At 53.9% G+C, this 21,469-nt stretch carries 22 protein-coding genes; 19 read left to right on the top strand and 3 right to left on the bottom strand.

Annotation, left to right across the window (positions count from 1 at the left end):
* The first annotated feature begins 5 nt into the window (after positions 1-5).
* The gene (alaS, locus tag A0127_RS07325; RefSeq protein WP_062389891.1) at positions 6-2,750 is read left to right on the top strand and encodes an alanine--tRNA ligase; all 2,745 of its coding nucleotides are present in this window, start codon (positions 6-8) and stop codon (positions 2,748-2,750) included.
* Positions 2,722-3,150 (top strand): hypothetical protein, encoded by a 429-nt coding sequence (locus tag A0127_RS07320; protein ID WP_331710442.1) that lies wholly within the window; start codon positions 2,722-2,724, stop codon positions 3,148-3,150. Before alaS ends, A0127_RS07320 begins: the two co-directional genes overlap by 29 nt.
* Here A0127_RS07320 and A0127_RS07315 read toward each other — a convergent pair.
* Both A0127_RS07315 and A0127_RS07310 read right to left on the bottom strand, forming a co-directional pair.
* Positions 3,117-3,581, bottom strand: a complete 465-nt coding sequence (locus A0127_RS07315) for a hypothetical protein (RefSeq protein ID WP_062389888.1) — start codon at positions 3,579-3,581, stop codon at positions 3,117-3,119. The two genes, A0127_RS07320 and A0127_RS07315, sit on opposite strands and share 34 nt — an antisense overlap.
* A gap of 87 nt (positions 3,582-3,668) precedes the next feature.
* Positions 3,669-4,424, bottom strand: a complete 756-nt coding sequence (locus A0127_RS07310; protein WP_062389885.1) for a Nif3-like dinuclear metal center hexameric protein — start codon at positions 4,422-4,424, stop codon at positions 3,669-3,671.
* Positions 4,425-4,521: 97 nt separating this feature from the next.
* Here A0127_RS07310 and A0127_RS07305 point away from each other — a divergent pair, with 97 nt between their 5' ends.
* From A0127_RS07305 to A0127_RS07285, 5 genes are all read left to right on the top strand, one after another.
* On the top strand, positions 4,522-6,309 hold the full coding sequence (locus A0127_RS07305) for a tRNA uridine(34) 5-carboxymethylaminomethyl modification radical SAM/GNAT enzyme Elp3 (protein WP_156471176.1): 1,788 nt from the start codon (positions 4,522-4,524) through the stop codon (positions 6,307-6,309).
* A 9-nt stretch (positions 6,310-6,318) separates the two neighbouring features.
* Positions 6,319-6,828 carry a YkgJ family cysteine cluster protein gene (locus A0127_RS07300; RefSeq protein WP_062389883.1) on the top strand — a complete coding sequence of 170 codons (510 nt, stop codon included), beginning with the start codon at positions 6,319-6,321 and terminating at the stop codon, positions 6,826-6,828.
* Between the two features lie 38 nt (positions 6,829-6,866).
* A complete protein-coding gene (locus tag A0127_RS07295) occupies positions 6,867-7,376 on the top strand; it encodes a PUA domain-containing protein (protein WP_062390883.1) in 510 nt (169 codons plus the stop codon).
* 84 nt (positions 7,377-7,460) lie between these two features.
* Positions 7,461-8,207 (top strand): KaiC domain-containing protein, encoded by a 747-nt coding sequence (locus tag A0127_RS07290; protein WP_054841334.1) that lies wholly within the window; start codon positions 7,461-7,463, stop codon positions 8,205-8,207.
* 27 nt (positions 8,208-8,234) lie between these two features.
* Positions 8,235-8,780 (top strand): hypothetical protein, encoded by a 546-nt coding sequence (locus A0127_RS07285; RefSeq protein WP_062390881.1) that lies wholly within the window; start codon positions 8,235-8,237, stop codon positions 8,778-8,780.
* A gap of 5 nt (positions 8,781-8,785) precedes the next feature.
* Here A0127_RS07285 and speD read toward each other — a convergent pair whose 3' ends face one another.
* Positions 8,786-9,208 (bottom strand): adenosylmethionine decarboxylase, encoded by a 423-nt coding sequence (gene speD / locus A0127_RS07280; RefSeq protein ID WP_048053856.1) that lies wholly within the window; start codon positions 9,206-9,208, stop codon positions 8,786-8,788.
* A gap of 320 nt (positions 9,209-9,528) precedes the next feature.
* On the opposite strand from speD, the gene A0127_RS07275 reads away from it, so the two are divergent.
* From A0127_RS07275 to A0127_RS07220, 12 genes are all read left to right on the top strand, one after another.
* Positions 9,529-10,434, top strand: coding sequence for a protein translocase subunit SecF (locus tag A0127_RS07275; protein WP_062389879.1), 906 nt, complete (start codon positions 9,529-9,531; stop codon positions 10,432-10,434).
* Positions 10,431-11,951 carry a preprotein translocase subunit SecD gene (locus A0127_RS07270; protein ID WP_062389876.1) on the top strand — a complete coding sequence of 507 codons (1,521 nt, stop codon included), beginning with the start codon at positions 10,431-10,433 and terminating at the stop codon, positions 11,949-11,951. The genes A0127_RS07275 and A0127_RS07270 overlap by 4 nt, the downstream gene beginning before the upstream one ends.
* Complete coding sequence (locus A0127_RS07265) at positions 11,951-12,640, top strand: potassium channel family protein (protein WP_062389873.1); 690 nt, start codon at positions 11,951-11,953, stop codon at positions 12,638-12,640. The genes A0127_RS07270 and A0127_RS07265 overlap by 1 nt, the downstream gene beginning before the upstream one ends.
* Positions 12,641-12,759: 119 nt before the next feature.
* A complete protein-coding gene (locus A0127_RS07260) occupies positions 12,760-13,071 on the top strand; it encodes a V-type ATP synthase subunit H (RefSeq protein ID WP_062389871.1) in 312 nt (103 codons plus the stop codon).
* A gap of 1 nt (position 13,072) precedes the next feature.
* Positions 13,073-15,076 (top strand): V-type ATP synthase subunit I, encoded by a 2,004-nt coding sequence (locus A0127_RS07255; protein WP_062389867.1) that lies wholly within the window; start codon positions 13,073-13,075, stop codon positions 15,074-15,076.
* A gap of 3 nt (positions 15,077-15,079) precedes the next feature.
* Complete coding sequence (locus A0127_RS07250; RefSeq protein WP_054841331.1) at positions 15,080-15,565, top strand: ATP synthase subunit K; 486 nt, start codon at positions 15,080-15,082, stop codon at positions 15,563-15,565.
* Between the two features lie 37 nt (positions 15,566-15,602).
* Positions 15,603-16,214 (top strand): V-type ATP synthase subunit E, encoded by a 612-nt coding sequence (locus A0127_RS07245; protein ID WP_062389863.1) that lies wholly within the window; start codon positions 15,603-15,605, stop codon positions 16,212-16,214.
* Between the two features lie 2 nt (positions 16,215-16,216).
* A complete protein-coding gene (locus A0127_RS07240) occupies positions 16,217-17,314 on the top strand; it encodes a V-type ATP synthase subunit C (protein WP_062389860.1) in 1,098 nt (365 codons plus the stop codon).
* Positions 17,311-17,619 (top strand): V-type ATP synthase subunit F, encoded by a 309-nt coding sequence (locus A0127_RS07235; RefSeq protein ID WP_062389857.1) that lies wholly within the window; start codon positions 17,311-17,313, stop codon positions 17,617-17,619. Before A0127_RS07240 ends, A0127_RS07235 begins: the two co-directional genes overlap by 4 nt.
* A 6-nt stretch (positions 17,620-17,625) precedes the next feature.
* A complete protein-coding gene (locus tag A0127_RS07230; protein WP_062389854.1) occupies positions 17,626-19,383 on the top strand; it encodes an ATP synthase subunit A in 1,758 nt (585 codons plus the stop codon).
* Positions 19,384-19,388: 5 nt separating this feature from the next.
* Positions 19,389-20,780: an ATP synthase subunit B gene (locus tag A0127_RS07225; protein WP_048053740.1), complete on the top strand. Its 1,392-nt coding sequence runs from the start codon at positions 19,389-19,391 to the stop codon at positions 20,778-20,780.
* 28 nt (positions 20,781-20,808) lie between these two features.
* Positions 20,809-21,453: a V-type ATP synthase subunit D gene (locus A0127_RS07220; RefSeq protein ID WP_062389852.1), complete on the top strand. Its 645-nt coding sequence runs from the start codon at positions 20,809-20,811 to the stop codon at positions 21,451-21,453.
* Positions 21,454-21,469: the final 16 nt, after the last annotated feature.

Here is a 21,469-nt window from a genome sequence, read left to right as displayed (position 1 = left end):
TGCTTATGAGTATGGACATGACAACTCGAATGTTCAAGGAAGAGGGATGGATAAGGAAGACCTGTAAGGTCTGCGGGAAGCACTTCTGGACGCTCGACCCGGACAGGGAAACCTGCGGAGACCCGCCGTGTGACGAGTATCAGTTCATAGGAAAGCCCGGAATCCCGAAGAAGTACACACTCGACGAGATGCGCGAGAAGTTTCTGAGCTTCTTCGAAAAGCACGGCCACGGCAGGGTCAAGCGCTACCCTGTTTTACCGCGCTGGAGGGACGATGTGCTCCTCGTTGGAGCTTCGATCATGGACTTCCAGCCCTGGGTCATAAGCGGTGAGGCAGACCCGCCGGCGAACCCCCTCACAATAAGCCAGCCCTCGATCCGCTTTACCGACATCGACAACGTCGGAATCACCGGAAGGCACTTTACCATCTTTGAGATGATGGCACATCATGCTTTCAACTACCCCGGCAAGCCGGTATACTGGATGGACGAGACTGTCGAGCTGGCCTTCGAGTTCTTCACCAAGGAGCTGAAGATGAAGCCCGAGGACATAACCTTCAAGGAGAACCCCTGGGCTGGCGGTGGAAACGCCGGGCCGGCCTTCGAGGTGCTCTACCGCGGCCTTGAGGTGGCAACGCTCGTCTTCATGCAGTACAAGAAGGCCCCTGCCAACGCCGACCCGAGCCAGGTCGTTGAGATAAAGGGAGATTACTACGTCCCGATGGAGACGCGTGTAGTTGACACCGGCTACGGCCTTGAGAGGCTCGTCTGGATGAGCCACGGAACCCCAACGGCTTATGATGCGGTTCTTGGCTACGTCATTGAGCCGCTCAAGAAGATGGCCGGAGTTGAGAAGATAGACGAGCGCATCTTGATGGAGAACTCCAGGCTGGCTGGAATGTTCGACATCGAGGACATGGGAGACCTGCGCTATCTTAGAGAGCAGGTTGCCAAGCGCGTCGGCATAAGCGTCGAGGAGCTTGAGAAGGCCGTTAGACCCTACGAGCTGATCTATGCTATAGCAGACCACACGAAAGCCCTTACCTTCATGCTCGCCGACGGAGTTATCCCGTCCAACGTGAAAGCGGGTTACCTGGCGCGCCTGCTGATAAGGAAGAGCATAAGGCACCTCCGCGAGCTCGGCCTTGAGATTCCGCTCGCTGAGATAGTGGCGATGCACATAAAGGAGCTCTCACCGACCTTCCCCGAGTTCAAGGAGATGGAGGATGTAATCCTCGACATAATCAATGTCGAGGAGAAGCGCTACGCAGATACCCTCAGGCGCGGAAGCGACCTCGTGAAGAGGGAGATAGCCAAGCTCAAGAAGAAGGGCATCGACGAGCTCCCGCTGGAGAAGCTCATCCTGTTCTACGAGAGCCACGGCCTCACCCCGGAGATAGTTGCAGAGGTAGCTGAGAAGGAAGGCATAAAGGTCCACATCCCGGATAATTTCTACACCCTGGTCGCGAAGGAAGCCGAAAAGCAGACCGAGAAGAAGGAAGCAGCGGAATACGTCGTGGACTTTGAGCTTGTGAAAGACCTGCCCGAGACGAGAACGCTCTACTACGAAGACCCGTTCATGAAAGAATTCGACGCGAAAGTCCTGAAGGTCATAGACGACTGGGTTGTCCTCGACCAGACGGCGTTCTATCCGGAGGGCGGCGGTCAGCCCTACGACACTGGCGTTTTAGTGGTGAACGGCAAAGAGGTCAAGGTCACGAACGTCCAGAAGGTCGGAAAGGTCATTCTCCATAAGGTTGAGAAGCCGGAGCTCTTCAAGGAAGGTGCCACCGTCCACGGGAGGCTCGACTGGGACAGGAGGATACAGCACATGCGTCACCACACGGGGACCCACGTCCTTATGGGAGCGCTTGTTCGCGTATTAGGAAAGCACGTCTGGCAGGCTGGAAGCCAGCTCCACACCGACTGGGCCAGGCTCGACATCAGCCACTACAAGAGGATAACCGAGGAGGAGCTCAGGGAGATTGAGAGGCTCGCCAACAGGGTCGTTATGGAGAACAGGAAGGTTACATGGGAGTGGCTCCCGAGGACCGAAGCGGAGATGAAGTACGGCTTCCGCCTGTACCAGGGCGGTGTCGTCCCTGGAAGGGTCATCAGGGTTCTCAAGATAGAAGACTGGGACGTCCAGGCCTGCGGTGGAACCCACCTACCGAACACGGGGCTAATCGGTCCGATTAAGATACTCCGGACCGAGAGGATACAGGACGGTGTTGAGAGGATTATATTCGCGGCTGGAGAGGCTGCCATCAACTGGATGCAGGAAACAGAGAGACTCCTCAAGAGAACCGCCGAGATATTCCGCGTCCCGCCCGAGAAGGTGCCCGAGACTGCCGAGAGGTTCTTCAACGAGTGGAAAGAGGCTAGGAAGGAAGTAGAGAAGCTCAGGAAAGAGCTTGCAAAGCTCCTCGTCTACGAACTCCGGGAAAAGGTCGAGAAAGTGGGCAACGTCGAGTTCATCGGAGCTGTGGTTGAGGGAACCATCGACGACCTCAGGGAAGCAGCCAACAGGCTCAGGAAAGATAACCGCGTCGTCGTGCTGATAAGCAGGGAGGGCCACTTCGTGGTTGCCGTTGGAGACGGCCTCGACCTCAAGGCCGGCGAGCTGGCGAAGGTTATAACGAGCGTCGCCGGCGGCGGTGGCGGCGGAAGGAAAGAATTAGCGCAGGGCAGGATAAAGAATCCGCTCAAGGCGGAGGAAGCGATTGAGGAGGTTAAAAAGAGGCTCGGCTGAGAAGCCGTTTCCTTTTCTCCTTTACTACTTGGAGAGTGGTAGGATCAAAGTCAAAACCCTGACCAAGCAGATAATCGAACTTTCGGAAGAGCTCGGTCTTCAGGCCGTTTCCGAGTACAGAACTTCAGATGGCACCAGGATAGACATAGCAATTCTGAATGGAGAGGAGAAGATTCTCGCTATCGAGCTTGAGGCTTCCTTCAAGTGGTTTCCCCAGAGGCTCCTCTACGACGTCGTTAAGGCCCAGAGGGCAGGTTTCCCAGAGCTGTGGGTGGTAACTTCAATGCCCCAAAAGCCCGGCTGGATTGAAGGGTACGCAGAAGAGATCGGGATAAAGCTCAAATTGATAAAAGAAAATGAAGTCCTTCAGCTCTTCTCTTCCTTGTGGTATTTGATATAGATCACATCTTCACTGTGCCAGAAGGGAACTTTATCCCCAATTATCCTTATTTCTGGGGTTGCTCCCTCATAGACTACTTTCCTGGTCAGCTCCTCCGGCAGCTGGAAGTGAACGTAAACTTCCTGCGGAGCGTCCCCCTTGTGGACGTTTATTTTGAACGTGGTCTCCCCTTTAAACTGCTCTGAACCGTAGCGGACGAGGTAAGTGGTACCCTCGGGAAACTCAATCTTAAGTTCAAAGTTGTCTACGTGCGGGCTGATCTTCATGGTGAACAGTCCAAAGCCGTCCTGGGTGATAAACGTAACACTCTGATTATCCACGTAAAAGACTTCGGTGTACTCTATACTGGCCGGTGGAAGCTGGGCAGTTTCGAAGGCATAAACTACCAGCGCTATTGTGATGACTGCCATGATGATGAGCGCCTTGTTCATAGTGTGCCCCTCCAAGCAAGTTACGTCTATCTCATTATTAACCCTTTTGTGTAGGTTGTTACGCACTATGATAAAGAAATTCAAAAATTAAAGCCCAGTCGGCTCGTCGATGAAGAAAACGTCCAGGCCAAATTTTTCCTTGAGGACTGGCATCAGGGCCTTAACGCCGAGGGTCTCCGTCTTGTAGTGGCCGGCAACAAGAACGCTCTGCGGCAGGTCGATGGCCGTCAGATAGTCCGCGTGTCCAAACTCGCCGGTAATGAGAAGGTCTATACCCCTCCTCCAGGCCTCTTCGAGGGCAAACGCCCCCGCCCCGCTGACTGCTCCAACCATCTTTATTTCCCTCTTCCCGAACTCGTAGGTCCTAACCGTTGTGTCGAGCTTCTCCGCGATTATCTGTGCGATCTTCTCTATGGGCTGCGGCTCCCTGAACTCGCTCCAAAAACCTATGGTCAGCCCCTTGTACTCACCAAAAGGCCCCTTCGGCTCCAAGCCCAAAAGCTTCAGCAACTCAACGTTGTTCCCCACCTCTGGGTGGGCATCGAGGGGAAGGTGGGCAACGTAGAGGTTCAGGCCTTTCTCTATGAGGGCCTTAAGGCGCTTGTAGTGTACCCCGGTTACGTACTCCAACCCTCCCCATATCATGCCGTGATGGACTATCATCATGTCAGCACCGGCTTTAGCTGCGCGTTCTATGGTTCTGAGTGTAGTGTCAACGGTAAACGCTACCCTCTCAACTTCTTCTTTCCCCTCTACCTGAAGGCCGTTGCTCGACTTGTCAGGATAGGCGGAGATGTTTAGGTACTCATCGAGGAAAGAGACGAGTTCATCGCGCTTTACCATGTTTTCCACCGTCCTATTCACTTGGTGTATTCACTAACTGAATATGTCCAGCAACCCTTTTAAAACCGCGCCTCAACTTGGGCCGAGAGGTGTTAGCATGGGCGAGATGGAAGACGGTGAGAGATTCAGGAAAGCCGTCGAGGAGATAGCGAGAGCTGTGTTAGCAGGCGAGATAAAGGATAGAAACGAGCTCAACCGCTACAAGATTATCGTGTCGCGGAAGTATCACCTTTCAAAGATCCCGGGCAACTCGGACATTCTGAAGGCCATTCCTGAGGAGGAGCGCGACAGATTTAGAGAGCTCCTTAAGAGAAAGCCGACGAGGACAATAAGCGGAGTTGCCGTCGTAGCCATGATGACAAAGCCCTTCCCCTGCCCGCACGGCAGGTGTATTTACTGCCCGGGAGGGCCCTCAGTTGGTTCGCCGCAGAGCTACACCGGAAAAGAGCCTTCAGCGCTGAGGGCAGTCCAGAGCGCCTACCACCCATACATCATCATGATGCGCAGGTTAAAGCAGCTCACCGACATCGGCCACAACGTTGATAAGGTGGAGGTCATAATCCAGGGAGGGACCTTTCCAGCGGTTGACCTCGACTACCAGGAATGGTACATAAAGTGCGCCTTCAAGGCAATGAACGACTTTCCGTACTTCAAGGACATTGAAAACCTTGAGGAGAAGCTCGTCAGGCTCATAGTGAAGGGCGACAAGTCGGTTTTCGAAGAAGACCCCGAGTTCAAGAGGGCTTGGGAGCTGACCCACAGAAGGCCCTACTACTACATCGAAGACGAGCAGAGGAAAAACGAGAAGGCTAAGGTCAGAATGGTCGGCCTTACTATAGAGACCCGTCCCGACTGGGCCTTCGAGAGGCAGATAGACAGAATGCTCAAACTGGGAACGACGCGGGTCGAGCTTGGAGTTCAGACTGTTTTCAACTTCATCCACGAGAGGACGAAGAGAGGTCACGGCGTTGAGGAGATAATCAAGGCCACCCAGCTTCTGAGAGACGCTGGCTTAAAGATAAACTACCACATAATGCCTGGCCTGCCGGGGAGTAACTTTGAGAGGGATCTGTACACCTTCAGGAAGATATTCGAAGATCCCCGCTTCCGCCCTGACATGCTGAAGATATACCCAACCCTCGTTACTGCCGACGCTCCGCTCTACGCCTGGTACAAGGCTGGCAAGTACAGGCCGTACACGACGGAAGAGGCCCTTGAGCTCCTCGTTGAAGCCTACAAGCTCTTCCCCAAGTGGGTTCGTGTGATGAGAATACAGAGGGACATCCCTGCCAAGCTCATCGTTGCCGGAGTCAAGCACTCCAACCTCGGCCAGCTCGTCTTCAACGAGCTGATAAAGAGGGGAATAAGGCCGAGGGAAATCCGCTTTAGGGAAGTCGGCCATATGATGCAGAAGTTCGGAATCCAGCCGGAGATTGAGCACATAAAACTCCTCCGCGAGGACTACGATGCCGCTGGAGGGAAGGAGATATTCCTGAGTTTCGAGGACGTTAAGAACGACATCCTGATAGGCTTCCTGAGGCTTAGGATTCCAAGCGAAAAGGCCCACAGGAAGGAGATAAACTGCTGTCCTTCTGCCATAGTGAGGGAGCTTCACGTCTACGGTCCTCTCGTGCCAATAGGTGGAAAACCGAAGTACGAGTGGCAGCATCGCGGGTATGGGAGGGAGCTTTTAGCCGAGGCCGAGAGGATAGCGAGGGAGGAGTTCGATGTCAAGAAAATGCTGGTCATCAGCGGCGTTGGTGTAAGGGAGTACTACAGAAAGTTCGGCTACCGCAAGAACGGACCATACGTGGCGAAGAGGCTTGACAAGAGCTACGCGGAGTACAAAAAGAGCAGGGAGTTTGACGCACATCTGAACACATGAGGTGGGATCATGCGCTTCCAACCCAAGCCCTTTACAGAACCGGTTGGCTTCCGCTGTCTCTACTGTCTTGACTGTTGCAGGGGGAGGCACGTTTACCTGACGCTGAAGGACATTGAGAGGATAGCAAAGACTGGAAAAGACCCTCAGGACTTTGTGACTTTTTCTATCGAAGGCGAGAAAATCAGGTTTGTGCTCTCAGTTAGGGAGTGGGACTTGGGCTGTGTCCTCCACGACCCTGAAACCGGAAAATGCACGATCCACGAGGCCAGACCCCTAATCTGCAGGATTTATCCCTTCATGGTGTCAAGGAAGCCGCTCGGCGTTGAAGGGGAGGAGCCGTTTGAGTACAAAGGAGAAAAGTTCTGGCTATACTACGACGAGAGCTGTCCCGGGGTAAACGCCGAAGAACCAGAAACGACGATAACGCCGGAGGAGATAGCGGAGCTCGGGCTGGAGTTCGAGAAGGGGCTGGAAGAAACCGATATGGGCGGTTTCGCTGAACTCCTTGAGAAGCTGTGAACGCTCACGTTTTTAAGTACTCTTCCCAAATTTTCTCGATGACCCAAGGAGAACTCCGCTACCGGCGTGCCTCATCATGGGAGTACGACCTCATCCTCCGTGAGGCGGAGAAATACGGCGAGCTAAAGCACCATACCTTCGCGGTAGTGGAAGGCAAGTTCCGGGACGTTTACGCAGTTAACGAGAGGGTGTGGAAGGAAATAGAAGAACTAAAGCTCAAGCCCTACGCCTACGGAACCTTCGTCGGCACGATAAAGGTTGACAAAAACTTCGTCGAGAAGTTCTACCCAAACGTAGAGTTCTTCTACTTCGTTGACATCCAGAAGAACTACGCAGTTCTGAGCCCCAAGGCGGGCTTTCTCTTCACTACCGGAAAGGACGTACCGAAGAGCGGCGTGAGGAAGTACGAGTGGCAGGGCACAAAAAAGCTCGTAATCTACGATGAAAACGGGATAATCCTCGGAATCGGCAGGATAAACCCGGGGAGCAGAAACAAGTTCATTCTCAACGTTACCGACGTCGGGGAGTTTCTCAGGAGAAAGCACTGACTTTTCTTACCCAACGTAATCTTTTTAAGCCCTTCCTCACACAAACATAATGGTAACTAAAGGTAAGTTTAAGGGGTGGTCACGATGATCAGGAGGGTAAAGACCGGCATCCCGGGCATGGACGAGATACTCCACGGGGGAATACCCGAGAGGAACGTCGTTCTTCTCAGCGGCGGCCCAGGAACCGGAAAGTCAATCTTCTCACAGCAGTTCCTCTGGAACGGCCTTCAGATGGGAGAGCCAGGGATCTACGTAGCTCTGGAAGAGCACCCGGTTCAGGTAAGGCAGAACATGGCCCAGTTTGGATGGGACGTCAGGAAGTACGAGGAAGAAGGGCTATTCGCGATGGTCGATGCCTTCACCGCAGGAATCGGCAAGAGTAAGGAGTACGAGAAGTACATCGTCCACGATTTAACTGACATAAGGGAGTTCATAGACGTCCTCAGGACAGCCGTCAAGGATATTGGAGCCAAGAGACTGGTCGTTGACTCAGTTACAACGCTCTACATCAACAAGCCAGCGATGGCGAGGAGCATTGTGATGCAGCTCAAGCGCGTTCTGGCAGGCCTCGGAGTCACGAGCATCTTCGTCAGCCAGATAAGCGTTGGTGAGCGCGGTTTCGGTGGTCCCGGTGTCGAGCACGGCGTTGACGGCATAATCCGCCTTGACCTCGATGAGATCGACGGCGAGCTGAAGCGCTCTCTCATTGTCTGGAAGATGCGCGGAACGAGCCACAGCATGAGGAGGCACCCGTTCGACATCACCGATAAGGGAATAATTGTCTATCCTGACAAGATCCTCAAGAGGAAGGCCGTCATCGAACTTGAGTGAAAAACTGAAAGGAGGTGATGGGTAATGGTGGAGGTTCCGCTGAACCCGATTGGGAGGGAGGAGATACACAGGCTTGAGAGCGTACTCCTGTTCGCGACGCTATTCAGGCCCGAGGTCATAGAACTGATCAAAGATCCAGCGGAGAGACTCACCTGGGTTGACAGCCTTGCGGTGGCAGCTGGGGCTATAGCCAGGGAGAAGGCTGGTATGACCGTCAGTGAAATCGCTGAAGAGCTCGGCAGGACGGAGCAGACAATAAGGAAGCACCTCAAGGGCGAGACAAAAGCAGGACAGCTCGTCAGGGAGACCTACGAACTCATCAAGCAGGGCAAGCTCGACGAGCTCGTAAAGAACGTTGAGGTCCTTGCCAAGGGCGGCCAGCTCGTTGCGATGGAGGAGTATGAGAAGCTCAAGAAGGAGAAGGAGGAGCTTGAGGCCAGAGTGAAGGAGCTTGAAGAGAAGGTCAGGGCCCTCGAGGAGGAGAACCACCAGCTCAAGGCAAAGCTTGAAAACGTCAGGAAGGTCTTAAGCGACGCTCTGGAGAGGGTGAAGGAAATAGAAAAGCTGCTCTGAACTTCTTAGCCGCTTCCGTTTCCGTTCTTTCTTAAGGCTTCTTCCCAAGTCATTATCATGTGGGTGAAGGTCTCGTCGTCCTCCTCGATGCCGCGCTTTATCTCCGAGACGTGAGCGTACTTGGCCTTAAACTGCTCGAGGATGTAGTCAACGGCCTTCTCCGGGTTGGCCTTGGTGCCGCAGGTGTAGACGTCAAGAGCGGCATAGCCCTTCTCCGGCCAGGTGTGGACTGAGATGTGGCTCTCAGCGACTATGACGACGCCGCTGACCCCGGTCGGAGAGAACTTGAAGAAGTAGCTTGCCTTGACCTCCATATTGCCCACTTTGGCCGCCTCGAGGAATATCTGTCTTATCCTGTCAGCGTTACCGAGAACCTCAGGATCGCAACCAGCTGCCTCAACAACGTAGTGAAAACCTATCGTCTCTATCTCGGCCATGGCTCTCACCTGAACCTTTGGTTGTTGGCACCCTTTTTAAAGTTAATCCCAGAATAGAAGGGAAAGTAACGGGCCGATTCTGGACTGAGCAGACATTTACCGTTTTCTATCGATTTAAACCGGCTTTTTCTGGATGTTTTTGATTATAACTGCAATTTTTAGCCCAATTGGGCACAAAGTCTACCACAACGGCCCGAACCCAAAAAACAAACACCAAAAAGTGAATCCACAAAAACCACCACTAATTTTAAAACCGTCGGGGTTTTTATTAACCAACAAGTTGCCGAATCAAAACTTTCAGGGGTGAACGTATGGCCAAGGGTAAAACTCAAAAGCCCGGGCAAACCGCCGAAGTTCGGGCAAAAAGCAGGGAAAAGCTGAGGTTTCTCGCTGAAATGGAGCCCAAGAAAATGATAACCTACCCGCTTGTTGTTTTCATAGTGGCACTTCTCCTGCTGGCAGTGCACTTTCCGCCCCTTGGAATAGACCTCAAGGGCGGTGTGGTGGTAACTGGAGAGGGTATCAGCGCAAATCCCGACCAGCTGGAGAAGGAGCTGAGTGGCAAACTTGGCCTCGAAGTCCACGTTGAAAGCTTCACCAGTGTTAGCGGATCAAAGGGAATAAGGGTCTACGCTCCGGCAGGAACCGATCCTCAAAAAATAATAGACATCCTCAAGGAGAAGTACCCAAACGCAGACTTCACCCACAGCGAGGTCCAGCCAACCTTCGGTGAGATGGCAAAGAAGCAGGGTATGAGGGCAATCATCTTTGCGTTCATTGCAATGGCGGTTGTTGTGTTCCTGTTCTTCAGGAATCCAGTGTCATCTCTGGCAATAATATTCTCCGCACTCTCCGACATGACCATAGCCGTTGCCGTTATGGGGATATTTAGAATCCAGCTGACGACCGCAACAATCGCGGCCCTCCTGATGCTCATAGGTTACACCGTTGACAGCAACATCCTCCTAACCACGAAGCTCACGAAGAGGAAGGAGGACACCATCGAAGAGGCCTACCTGAGCGCGGTTTCAACCGGTTTTACAATGAGCACAACAACCCTCGGCGCACTCTTAATGCTGTGGATAATATCAACCTCACCGGTCCTGGACAACATAGCGGCAGTCCTGATATTCGGTCTGCTTGCGGATTTTATGAACACATGGATTTTCAACGCCGGTGTTCTCCGCTGGTACCTCTCGAGGGGGGTTGAACTATGAACAGGAAGCTCAAGAGGATACTCCTGAACTGGAAAGTCCTTCTGCTAATCCTCTTCCTCATAGGTTCGATTGGCTCACTCTATGCAAGGGGGCTCACATTCGGAATAGACATTTCGGGCGGTGTCGCGCTCATCGCGCAGACTGAGGAGCCCGTTGACTCAAAGACAATGGAGCTCGTCGTAGATTCCCTCCAGAAGAGGCTCAACACCTTTGGCCTGAGGGACATTTCGGTTGAGGGTCAGGGCAACAGCATAGTCGTCGTTAAGGTTGCAAACGTAAGCTCAACAGAAGAGGCAAACCAGCTTAAACAGGTTATTGAGAGCCAGGGTGTTTTCTTCATGGAGTTCAACGGTGTTGTCTTTGGAACAGGGAAGGACATCACCTACGTCGGCCCCTATGAGATAAAACCCGACAACAGCTGGGCGGTTCCGTTCAGGATATCGAAGAGCGCCGCCGAGAAGTTCGCCGAGCTGGCCAAGGGGAAGGCAGGATGGCCAGTTGACATGTTCCTTGATCCCCCGGTTAATTCTCTCCTCGTTGTCCCCCAGGATGTGTTCATCACGATGAACGGAACGGCCTTTAACGCGGGCGCGCCCGATGCACCACCTTTGGCTCTCAGGATAAAGAAGGCCTTGAACATAACAACCGTAATGTACACCAACCAGAGCGCCAGGGAACTCAAGGAGATAGCAAACGGCAAAACCATCGTCCTCGCAGGAGTTCCAAGGGAGCTCTACGACCAGCTGAAGGCGATGAACGTGAGCGTCAAGTACATCCAGAGCGAAGCCGGTACTGATACCACAACCTTCGTCAAGGAGATACTAGGGCTCTACGGCCCGTATTCACTTGGTGAAGGGCTGGCCAACGGCGTTCCCCAGACCGATGTTCAGATAACTGGACACGCGGCCAACAGGGTCAAAGCCGAGAGGGAGGCAAAGACAGTGTACACCGTGCTCAAGAGCGGCTCCCTCCCGGTCAAGCTCAGGGTCATCAGCATGGAGTTCATCTCTCCAAAGCTCGGACAGGACTTTAAGAACCAGGCCCTCTACGCAGGCCTCGCCGCACTGGTGGCGGTCCTCCTCATCGTTTACTTCCACTACAGGAACTGGAAGATAGCCATACCCGTCGCGAGCACCAGCCTCTTTGAGGTCATAATCATCCTTGGGATAGCGGCGCTCATCAAGTGGAACCTCGACCTGCCGAGCATAGCCGGTATAATCGCGGCAATCGGTACGGGCGTTGACCAACAGGTTGTCATAACCGACGAGCTCCTCGGCGGAGAGAGGAGCGCAAGGATAACCAGACGCGCCGGAGCGCTTAAGAGGATTGGAAGGGCGTTCTTCATCATATTCGCCTCAGCGGCAACCACTATAGCGGCAATGAGCTTCCTCCTAGTGTACTTCGTTGGCACGCTCAAGGGCTTCGCGGTGACGACGATAATAGGTGTCCTCATCGGAATATTCGTGACGAGACCCGCCTACGCAGAGGTTGCTAGGTACCTCATCGGTGAGGAGTAATGTACGTCATAATAATGGGAGCGGGCAGGGTCGGATACCTTGTTGCGAAAATGCTGGAAGAGGACGGCCATGACGTAACGATAATAGAGATGGACCGGGACAGGGCAAAGGAGCTCTCCCTCATGATCAACGGCCTGGTGATCGAGGGAGATGCAACCGACACAAAGACGCTGGAGGAGGCCAACATAAAGCAGGCAGATGCTTTTGCTGCACTAACTGGAAGGGACGATGCAAACCTATTAGCTTGCATACTGGCAAAAAGCCTCAACCCCAACATCAAGACATCCTTGAGGGTAAGCAATCCCAAGAACAGAAAGATATTCGAGGAAGTTACCGACCTAAAGAGATACTTTGACTTCGTTATATCTCCGGAGGAAATAGCGGCGGAGTACATAAGCAGGAACATTGTTACCCCCGGCTTTGACAGAGTCCTGTTTCCGAAGGAAGGTGCTGAAATAGTCAGATTCACCATAGATGAGAACAGCAAGGTTGCAGGGAAACTCGTAAAAGACCTCCATCTCCCCAGGGACGCCCTGATAGTGGCCATCTACGACAGCAAGGGCAATCTGATAATCCCCTCCGGAGACACCAAACTTCCAGAAAAGGGACAGATAATAATATTCGCGAAGAACTCCGCCCTCAAAGAGGTCAAAGAGCTGTTTGAGGATAGGAAAGAAGAATCCGGATAAATTCCGATTTTACCTCTTTTTTCCCAAACTTTCTAGACCAACCATAAACTATTTAAAGCAATTAGGAAAGCCAAAGCTGTCAGAGGAACCTGTTTTCACTGTCATCGGAGGGACGGCTCATGGAAGACGTCATCAAGCGGATTGTTGAAGCAGAAAAAGAGGCAGAGGCTCGCATTGAAAAGGCCAAGCAGGAAGCAAAGGAAATAATCAGGACTGCCAAGGAAGAAGCAAAGAGAATTGAGGAAGAGACCATTAGGAAGGCCGAAGAGGAGTCACAGAACCTCATAGAGAAGGCCCGCCTCGAGGGTGAGAGTGAAGCCAAAAAGATTCTCGAGGATGGCGAGAAGGAAATTTCCTCAATCCGCGAGAAGGCGGAGTCAAACTTTGAGACTGCCATCCAGGAAGCCATAGAACTGGTCAGGGGGGCCTGATGTGTTCCGGCCCGAAGAGATGGTAAAACTCGAGGTAATCACGCTCAACAGGTATAAGGACACCCTTCTAACGTACCTCCACGAGGCTGGAGCAGTCGAAGTAAGAGAGGTGAAAGTCGAACTCGCCCAGAAAGACACTCCGAACGAGTACCACAGAAAAGCGGCCTCATACAGCATAGGCATGTCAAGGCTCGTCGAGTTCCTAGGAAATTACAGAAAGACCGCTGGAGGAAGCATCAAAGAGTTCTTCTTCCCGAAGGAAAAACCAAAAAGGACATACAGGTACGAGAGCATTGAGAAGCTCATAAAGGACGTTGAAGAGTTCCTTGTGAAGGCAGAACCTGAGATAAAAGCGGCCGAAAACAGGATAAGCTCAATAGGGACTGAGATAGAGAGGATAAAAGAGCAGATAGAAACCCTCAGGATACTCTCACCACTGAAAATAGAGGCCCAATACCTGAGGCACAGCGGCCTCGTCGAGGTCAGCGTCGGCCTCGTCGAGAGAGTAAGGCTTAACGGACTTTTAGAGGCCCTCAAAAAGGAAACCGAAAACCGCGTTGCCGTTGTCACTAAGGACGCCGGTGACAAGATACTCCTGGTTGTTGCCAACCTTGCTAAAGACCACGACAGGGTGAACGCAATCCTTGCCAAGTTCTCTGTGGAGAGGCTTGAAGTTCCGGAGGGGGAGGGCACTCCAGCGGAGCTCATGAAGGAGTACTCAAGGAAGCTCGCAGAAAAGGAGAAGGAGCTTGAGGAGGCCAAGAAAGAAGCTTCAAAGCTTGCTGAAAAGTACTACGATGACGTCCTGTTCTACAAGGAGCTCATGGACAATGAGCGCGACAAGTCAACGGTACTGCCGATGCTCGCGAGAACCAACATGACCTTCGCACTGAGCGGGTGGGTGCCGAGGCCAGACGTCCAGAAGATACTCGAGGGCATCAAGAAGATAACGGAAGGAAAGGCCTACATAAACGTCCGCGAGCCGACAGAGGAGGAACTAGACGAGATACCGATAAAGCTCAAGAACCCGGGATGGGCCAGGCCCTTTGAGATGCTCACCGAGATGTACGGGGTTCCAAAGTACAACGAGATAGACCCGACTCCGATAATAGCCTTCACTTACTCGTTCTTCTTCGGATTCATGCTCACCGACTTCCTCTACGGTCTGATAGTCGGCATAATAGCGGCCCTCCTAGTCAAAGGGCACAAGAAGTTCAACGACGGAACCTACAAGTTCGCCTACACCCTGCTCTGGAGCGCGTTCTTTACAATGCTCCTTGGAGTCCTCTTTGGAAGCTACTTCGGAAACGCAGTGGACATAGTTCTCCAGTACCTAACGGGCGATCCAAACGCCCACGCCTGGCGCATAATAGACCCGCTCAGGGAACCACTACCAGTACTCCTAGCGGCCCTTGGAATAGGTCTAGCACATCTCTTCGTCGGCTACAGCATAGGCTTCTACCTGAAGTGGAAGAACGGAGACAAGAAGGGAGCGGTCTTCGAGCAGATTCCATGGATACTCATCATAATAAGCGTGGCACTCTTCGCGAGCCAGAATGCCAGCTTAATGCTTCCAGCGAAGGCCATCTTCGGCGCTGGCATAGTCCTCTTCGCTATAGGGGAGGTGCTGAGCAACGGAGGTCTAGCGGCCCTCATGCTGATCTCGGACTTCTTCGGCTTCGTGGGAACGTGGCTGAGCTACGCAAGGCTGATGGCACTGGCGCTGGCAACGGGCGGAATAGCGATGGTCATCAACGTCCTTGCCGGGATGGTCTGGGCCATAAAGTTCCTCTACATCGGCCCGATAATAGGCCTGATAATATTCTTCGGCGGCCAGCTGTTTTCAACCGCCATAAACGCACTCGGAGCGTTCGTCCACTCACTCCGTCTCCAGTATGTTGAGTTCTTCGGAACGTTTTACTCGGGCGATGGAAAGCCCTTCAGCCCGTTCAGGGCCAAAAGAGAGGTTTCAAAACTTGAACTGAAAGCTGATGGAGGTGTTTGAAAAATGGACCCGATAGTTTACGTATCCCTTGGAGCGGCGCTCGCCGCCGGTCTCGCCGGAGCCGCTTCAGCCTTTGGTGTAGGTGTCGCAGGTGCTGCAGCAGCTGGAGTTGTTGCAGAGGACGAGAAGAACTTCAAGAACGCCCTCATCCTTGAGGGTCTGCCAATGACCCAGAGTATCTACGGCCTCATTACCCTGTTCCTCATCCTGCTCAGCGCTGGGATCATCGGCGGTGGCTTCAAGTTCGCGGAGCCGAACACCCAGAACCTCATAAAGAGCGCCATACTCTTTGGTGCTGGCCTCACTGTTGGACTTACTGGTCTCTCAGCCATCCCGCAGGGTATCATCGCCAGCGCTGGCATCGGTGCCGTCGCCAAGAACCCGAAGACCTTCACCCAGGGCATCATCTTCGCCGCTATGGCCGAGACCATGGCCATCTTCGGTCTCGTCGGTGCGCTCATCATGATAGCCACCGGCGTTGGCTTCTGAAGCCCTCTCCTTTTTACAACTTGAGGAGGATTGAAGAATGGAAGGCGCAGAACTGATAATTCAGGAGATAAACAGAGAGGCAGAGCAGAAGATACAGTACATACTCAGCGAGGCCCAGAGAGAGGCTGAGAAGATCAAGGAGGAGGCCAGGAAGAGGGCCGAGGACAGGGCCCAGTGGATACTCAGGAAAGCCAAGACACAGGCCGAGATGGAGAAGCAGAGGGCAATAGCCAGCGCCAGGCTGGAGGTAAGGAAGAAGAGGCTCGAAGTCCAGGAGGAGATGATAAGAGCGGTCCTCTCTGCCTTAAGGGAGAGGCTCACTTCACTTCCCGCTGATGAGTACTTCCAGACCCTCGTCACGCTCACCGCTGAAGCCCTTGAGGAGCTCAACCTCGACTCTGCCGTCGTCCGCTCCAACGAGGAGACCCTCAAGCTCATCATTGAGAAGCTCCCAGAGTTCAAGAAGAGCGTTTCAGAGAAGCTCGGGAAAGAGGTCGAGATAACGGTTGGAGAACCGATAAGCACAATCGGCGGCGTCCTGGTTGAGAGCTCCGACGGAAGCGTCAGGGTGGACAACACCTTTGAAGCCAGGATTGAGAGACTCGAAGCGGACCTGAGGGCCAGGATCGCCAAGGCTCTCTTTGGGTGAGGATGATGAACGTAATCGAGGGAATCCTCAACACGACGCTCGGCGTTGTCTTCACCTGGGTCGGATGGAAGACATACAGGATACTTTGGAAGTACACGCCCTACTCATACCCGAACGCAAGGGTTAGGGCAATGGAGGCAAAGCTCCTGACGGAACAGCGCTTTAACGAGCTCGCCGAGAGTAAAACCCTTCAGAACTTCGTTGCCAGCCTTGAGGACACCGACTACAAGGAGACCCTCTCGAACGTCTCAAGCTATTCGGTTGAGGAAATCGAAAGAGCTCTCGATGCTTCCCTTGCGAAGACCTACGAGCTAATGTTCAAGATACTTCCCAAACGTTCAAGGGACTTCTTCAGGCTCATGATGGAGGAGTGGGACGTCAGGAACATAGCCAACGTCGTGAAGGCAAAGCTGGCAAACGAGCCGGCCTCGGACTACGTTATCGAACTCGGCCCGATGCTTCCGAAGGTCAAGGCGATGGCGGAAGCCAAGACTCTAGAGGAGATACTCGTGATCCTTGAGGGCACACCCTACGAAGAACCCTACCAGAAGCTCATCATGGGAAACATCGACGTTAGAACCTTTGAAACCGAACTCTACAGGATATACTACGGTAAGCTCCTGAACTACGCCCTCTCAAGGAAGGACGACGAGAGGACGATCCTGACAGAGTTCATTAAGCTCAGGATAGACAAGCTCAACGTGATGACGGTGCTGAGGGCGAAGATGGCGGGACTTTCGGCCGAGGAGATAAAGCCGATGCTCATCGAAGGAGGCTCCCTCAAGCTGGACTCCCTTCTGCACGTGGATTCCCTCGATATGGCACTGGCAGAGCTTGACTCGACCAGGTACGGCGAGATAATCAGAGAAGTCCGCGAGGAAGCCGAGAAGGACATCAGTGTCATCGAGAGGTCCTTTGAGGACTACATCATCAGAAAGATTTCCGAGATGGACAGGTTCTACCCGCTCAGCATAGCGGCTCCCCTAGCGTACGTGCTCAAGAAGGAGAGGGAAGTTAGGAAGCTCAGGGCCATGGTAAAGCTCATAGGTGATGGCCTCGAACCTGAAGTGATCAAGGAGTTTGTGGGTGAGGTCGCATGAAGATAGCCGTGCTCGGGGACAGCGACACCGTACTCGGCTTCAGGCTTGCGGGAGTTCACGAGGCCTACGTCTTCGAGGAAACTCCGATGGATGTAGAGAGGCTTAGGAACAAGCTCAGGGAGCTTATTGAGAGTGGGGACGTTGGGATAATCCTGATAACCGAGAGACTGGCAGAGAAGATCGAAATTCCCGATGTCAAGCTCCCTATCATCCTTCAGGTGCCGGACAAGTCCGGCTCTAAGCTGGGTGAAAAGGCCCTCAGGGAGATAGTAAGGAGGGCCATCGGTGTCGAGTTGAAGAGGTGAAGGAAAATGGGAAGGATAATACGCGTTACAGGACCACTCGTCGTTGCGGACGGCATGAAAGGAGCCAAGATGTACGAGGTCGTCCGCGTCGGAGAGATGGGACTCATAGGAGAAATCATCCGCCTTGAGGGTGACAAGGCTGTCATACAGGTCTACGAGGAGACCGCAGGTATAAGGCCCGGGGAGCCCGTCGAGGGGACGGGTTCATCCCTGAGCGTTGAGCTCGGTCCCGGCCTGCTCACCTCGATGTACGACGGTATTCAGAGGCCGCTCGAGGTTCTCAGACAGCTCAGCGGAGACTTCATTGCAAGGGGTCTCACCGCTCCTGCACTGCCAAGAGACAAGAAGTGGCACTTCACACCAAAGGTCAAGGTCGGTGACAAGGTCGTCGGTGGGGACATCCTCGGTGTAGTTCCCGAGACCAGCATCATCGAGCACAAGATACTCGTCCCGCCGTGGGTCGAAGGTGAGATAGTTGAGATCGCCGAGGAGGGCGACTACACCGTCGAGGAAGTCATAGCCAAGGTCAAGAAGCCCGACGGGACCATCGAGGAGCTCAAGATGTACCACCGCTGGCCCGTCCGTGTTAAGAGACCCTACAAACAGAAGCTTCCGCCCGAGGTCCCGCTAATCACGGGTCAGAGAACCATCGACACCTTCTTCAGCCAGGCCAAGGGTGGAACGGCCGCAATTCCGGGGCCGTTCGGTTCGGGTAAGACCGTCACCCAGCACCAGCTCGCAAAGTGGAGCGACGCCCAGGTCGTCGTCTACATCGGTTGCGGTGAGCGCGGAAACGAGATGACCGACGTTCTTGAAGAGTTCCCGAAGCTCAAGGACCCGAAGACCGGAAAGCCGCTCATGGAGAGGACGGTCCTCATAGCGAACACCTCGAACATGCCGGTTGCAGCACGTGAGGCTTCAATCTACACCGGAATCACCATAGCGGAGTACTTCCGCGACCAGGGCTACGACGTGGCTTTGATGGCAGACTCGACATCGAGATGGGCAGAGGCCCTTCGTGAGATTTCAGGCAGACTTGAGGAGATGCCCGGTGAGGAAGGTTATCCTGCTTACCTCGCCTCGAAGATAGCGGAGTTCTACGAGAGAGCTGGTCGTGTCATCACCCTCGGAAGCGACAAGAGGATCGGCAGTGTTTCGGTCATCGGTGCCGTTTCACCGCCCGGTGGTGACTTCAGCGAGCCTGTCGTCCAGAACACCCTCCGTGTCGTCAAGGTCTTCTGGGCGCTGGACGCTGACTTGGCAAGGAGGAGGCACTTCCCGGCCATCAACTGGTTGAGGAGCTACTCGCTCTACATTGACGCCGTCCAAGATTGGTGGCACAAGAACGTCGACCCAGAGTGGAGGAAGATGCGCGACACCGCCATGGCCCTCCTGCAGAAGGAGGCCGAGCTGCAGGAAATCGTCCGTATCGTCGGTCCAGATGCCCTGCCAGACAGGGAGAAGGCAATACTCATCGTCACAAGAATGCTCCGTGAGGACTACCTCCAGCAGGACGCCTTTGATGAAGTTGATACCTACTGCCCGCCGAAGAAGCAGGTAACGATGATGCGCGTTATCCTCAACTTCTACGAGAAGACCATGCAGGCAGTTGACAGGGGAATTCCAGTGGACGAGATAGCCAAGCTTCCGGTCAGGGAGAAGATAGGCCGTATGAAGTTCGAGCCCGACGTTGAGAAGGTTAGGGCACTCATCGATGAGACGAACCAGCAGTTTGAGGAGCTCTTCAAGAGGTACGGGGCGTGATGATCATGCCGGGTATGGAGTACTCAACCGTTAGCAAGATTTACGGCCCGCTGATGATCGTCCAGGGCGTCAAAGGAGTCGCCTACGGTGAGGTCGTTGAGATAGAGACCGAGAGCGGCGAGAAGAGGAAGGGACAGGTCCTTGAGGCGAGGGAGGACATGGCGATTGTGCAGGTCTTCGAGGGAACCAGAGACCTCGATATCAAGACCACCAGAGTCCGCTTCACGGGCGAGACCCTCAAAGTTCCTGTTTCAATGGACATGCTCGGAAGGATATTCAACGGTATCGGCAAGCCGATCGACGGCGGGCCTGAGATAATCCCTGAGGACAGGCGCGATGTGCACGGTGCGCCGCTCAACCCCGTTGCCCGTGCCTATCCCAGAGACTTCATTCAGACCGGTATCTCGGCCATAGACGGCATGAACACCCTCGTCCGCGGCCAGAAGCTCCCGATATTCAGTGGCTCAGGTCTGCCACACAACATGCTGGCAGCGCAAATAGCGAGGCAGGCAAAGGTCCTCGGTGAGGAGGAGCAGTTCGCGGTTGTCTTCGCGGCAATGGGTATTACCTACGAGGAGGCCAACTTCTTCAAGAAGAGCTTTGAGGAGACCGGCGCAATAGAGAGGGCGGTCTTGTTCCTCAACTTAGCGGACGACCCGGCAATCGAGCGTATCATCACCCCGCGTATGGCCCTCACCGTTGCTGAGTATTTGGCATTCGACTACGACATGCAGGTTCTTGTTATCCTCACCGACATGACCAACTACGCTGAAGCTCTTCGTGAAATATCAGCTGCCAGAGAGGAGGTTCCCGGAAGGCGTGGTTATCCGGGTTACATGTACACTGACTTAGCCACTATCTACGAGCGTGCCGGAAGGGTCAGGGGTAAGAAGGGAAGCATAACCCAGATGCCCATCCTGACGATGCCCGACGACGACATCACCCACCCGATTCCGGACCTTACCGGTTACATCACCGAGGGACAGATAGTTCTCAGCAGAGAGCTCCACAGGAAGGGTATCTACCCTCCCATTGACGTTCTTCCGTCCCTCAGCCGTCTGATGAAAGACGGTATCGGTAAGGGCAGGACAAGGGAAGACCACCCGCAGCTCAGCCAGCAGCTCTACGCGGCCTACGCCGAGGGCAGGTCTCTCAGAGACCTCGTTGCAGTCGTCGGTGAGGAAGCCCTCAGCGAGACCGACAGGAAGTACCTCAAGTTCGCGGACAGGTTTGAGAGAGAATTTGTCGCCCAGAGGTATGACGAGGACAGGAGCATCTTCGAAACACTCGACCTCGGCTGGGAGCTCCTGGCAGAGCTTCCGGAGAGCGAGCTCAAGCGTGTCAGGAAGGAGTATATCCTCAAGTACCACCCGAAGTACAGGAAGAGGGGCGAGTGAGCCCCTTCAAAATTTTTAGGTGGTCGAGATGGCAGAGCTGCTCAACGTGAAGCCCACCAGGATGGAGCTCCTGAACCTCAAGAGGCGCATTACATTAGCCAAGAAGGGCCACAAGCTCCTCAAGGACAAGCAGGACGCCCTCGTCATGGAGTTCTTCACGATCTACGACGAGGCACTCCGCCTGAGGGAAGAGCTGAACGAAAAGATGATGGAGGCCTTCAAGACCCTTCAGAGGGCGGAGATAGACGTCGGTACGCTCCGCCTGAAGGAGATAAGCCTATCAGTTAAGCCGAACCACGAAGTTGAGGTAAAGACCAGGAACGTGATGGGTGTTCCGGTGCCTCTCATTGAATCGGAGTCCTTTAAGAGAAGCGCGGGAGAGAGGGGATACGCTTTCGTCTCAAGCTCGGTCAGGGTGGATCTGGCCGCTGAAAAGTTCGAGGAGGTTCTCGACCTAGCCGTCCGTCTGGCCGAGGTAGAAGAGACCCTCAAGAGGCTCGCCAAGGAGATAGAGGTCACGAAGAGGCGCGTCAATGCACTGGAGTACATCATAATTCCGCGCATGGAGGCAACGGTCAAGTTCATCAAGCAGAGACTAGATGAGATGGAGCGCGAGAACTTCTTCAGGCTAAAGAGGGTGAAAGCCCTCATCGAGGCCAGAAGTGGCTCTTGAGCATTTTTCTCTTTTA

This window comes from Thermococcus peptonophilus, from assembly GCF_001592435.1.
Taxonomy (GTDB): Archaea; Methanobacteriota_B; Thermococci; order Thermococcales; family Thermococcaceae; genus Thermococcus; species Thermococcus peptonophilus.
Note: the sequence above shows the minus strand (reverse complement) of the source record. Positions and strands in the feature narration are given on the sequence as shown.

Bases quoted from the DNA above. Each gene is read 5' to 3' on its own strand.
- A0127_RS07270 (WP_062389876.1), top strand. From the start codon at position 10,431: ATGAACAGGAAGCTCAAGAGGATACTCCTGAACTGGAAAGTCCTTCTG.
- A0127_RS07230 (WP_062389854.1), top strand. From the start codon at position 17,626: ATGGGAAGGATAATACGCGTTACAGGACCACTCGTCGTTGCGGACGGC.
- A0127_RS07310 (WP_062389885.1), bottom strand. From the start codon at position 4,424: ATGGTAAAGCGCGATGAACTCGTCTCTTTCCTCGATGAGTACCTAAAC.
- A0127_RS07260 (WP_062389871.1), top strand. From the start codon at position 12,760: ATGGAAGACGTCATCAAGCGGATTGTTGAAGCAGAAAAAGAGGCAGAG.
- A0127_RS07300 (WP_062389883.1), top strand. From the start codon at position 6,319: ATGCGCTTCCAACCCAAGCCCTTTACAGAACCGGTTGGCTTCCGCTGT.
- A0127_RS07250 (WP_054841331.1), top strand. From the start codon at position 15,080: ATGGACCCGATAGTTTACGTATCCCTTGGAGCGGCGCTCGCCGCCGGT.
- A0127_RS07305 (WP_156471176.1), top strand. From the start codon at position 4,522: ATGGGCGAGATGGAAGACGGTGAGAGATTCAGGAAAGCCGTCGAGGAG.
- A0127_RS07275 (WP_062389879.1), top strand. From the start codon at position 9,529: ATGGCCAAGGGTAAAACTCAAAAGCCCGGGCAAACCGCCGAAGTTCGG.
- A0127_RS07225 (WP_048053740.1), top strand. From the start codon at position 19,389: ATGCCGGGTATGGAGTACTCAACCGTTAGCAAGATTTACGGCCCGCTG.
- A0127_RS07235 (WP_062389857.1), top strand. From the start codon at position 17,311: ATGAAGATAGCCGTGCTCGGGGACAGCGACACCGTACTCGGCTTCAGG.
- A0127_RS07295 (WP_062390883.1), top strand. From the start codon at position 6,867: ATGACCCAAGGAGAACTCCGCTACCGGCGTGCCTCATCATGGGAGTAC.
- A0127_RS07265 (WP_062389873.1), top strand. From the start codon at position 11,951: ATGTACGTCATAATAATGGGAGCGGGCAGGGTCGGATACCTTGTTGCG.
- A0127_RS07290 (WP_054841334.1), top strand. From the start codon at position 7,461: ATGATCAGGAGGGTAAAGACCGGCATCCCGGGCATGGACGAGATACTC.
- A0127_RS07245 (WP_062389863.1), top strand. From the start codon at position 15,603: ATGGAAGGCGCAGAACTGATAATTCAGGAGATAAACAGAGAGGCAGAG.
- A0127_RS07220 (WP_062389852.1), top strand. From the start codon at position 20,809: ATGGCAGAGCTGCTCAACGTGAAGCCCACCAGGATGGAGCTCCTGAAC.
- A0127_RS07315 (WP_062389888.1), bottom strand. From the start codon at position 3,581: ATGAACAAGGCGCTCATCATCATGGCAGTCATCACAATAGCGCTGGTA.
- A0127_RS07240 (WP_062389860.1), top strand. From the start codon at position 16,217: ATGATGAACGTAATCGAGGGAATCCTCAACACGACGCTCGGCGTTGTC.
- alaS (WP_062389891.1), top strand. From the start codon at position 6: ATGAGTATGGACATGACAACTCGAATGTTCAAGGAAGAGGGATGGATA.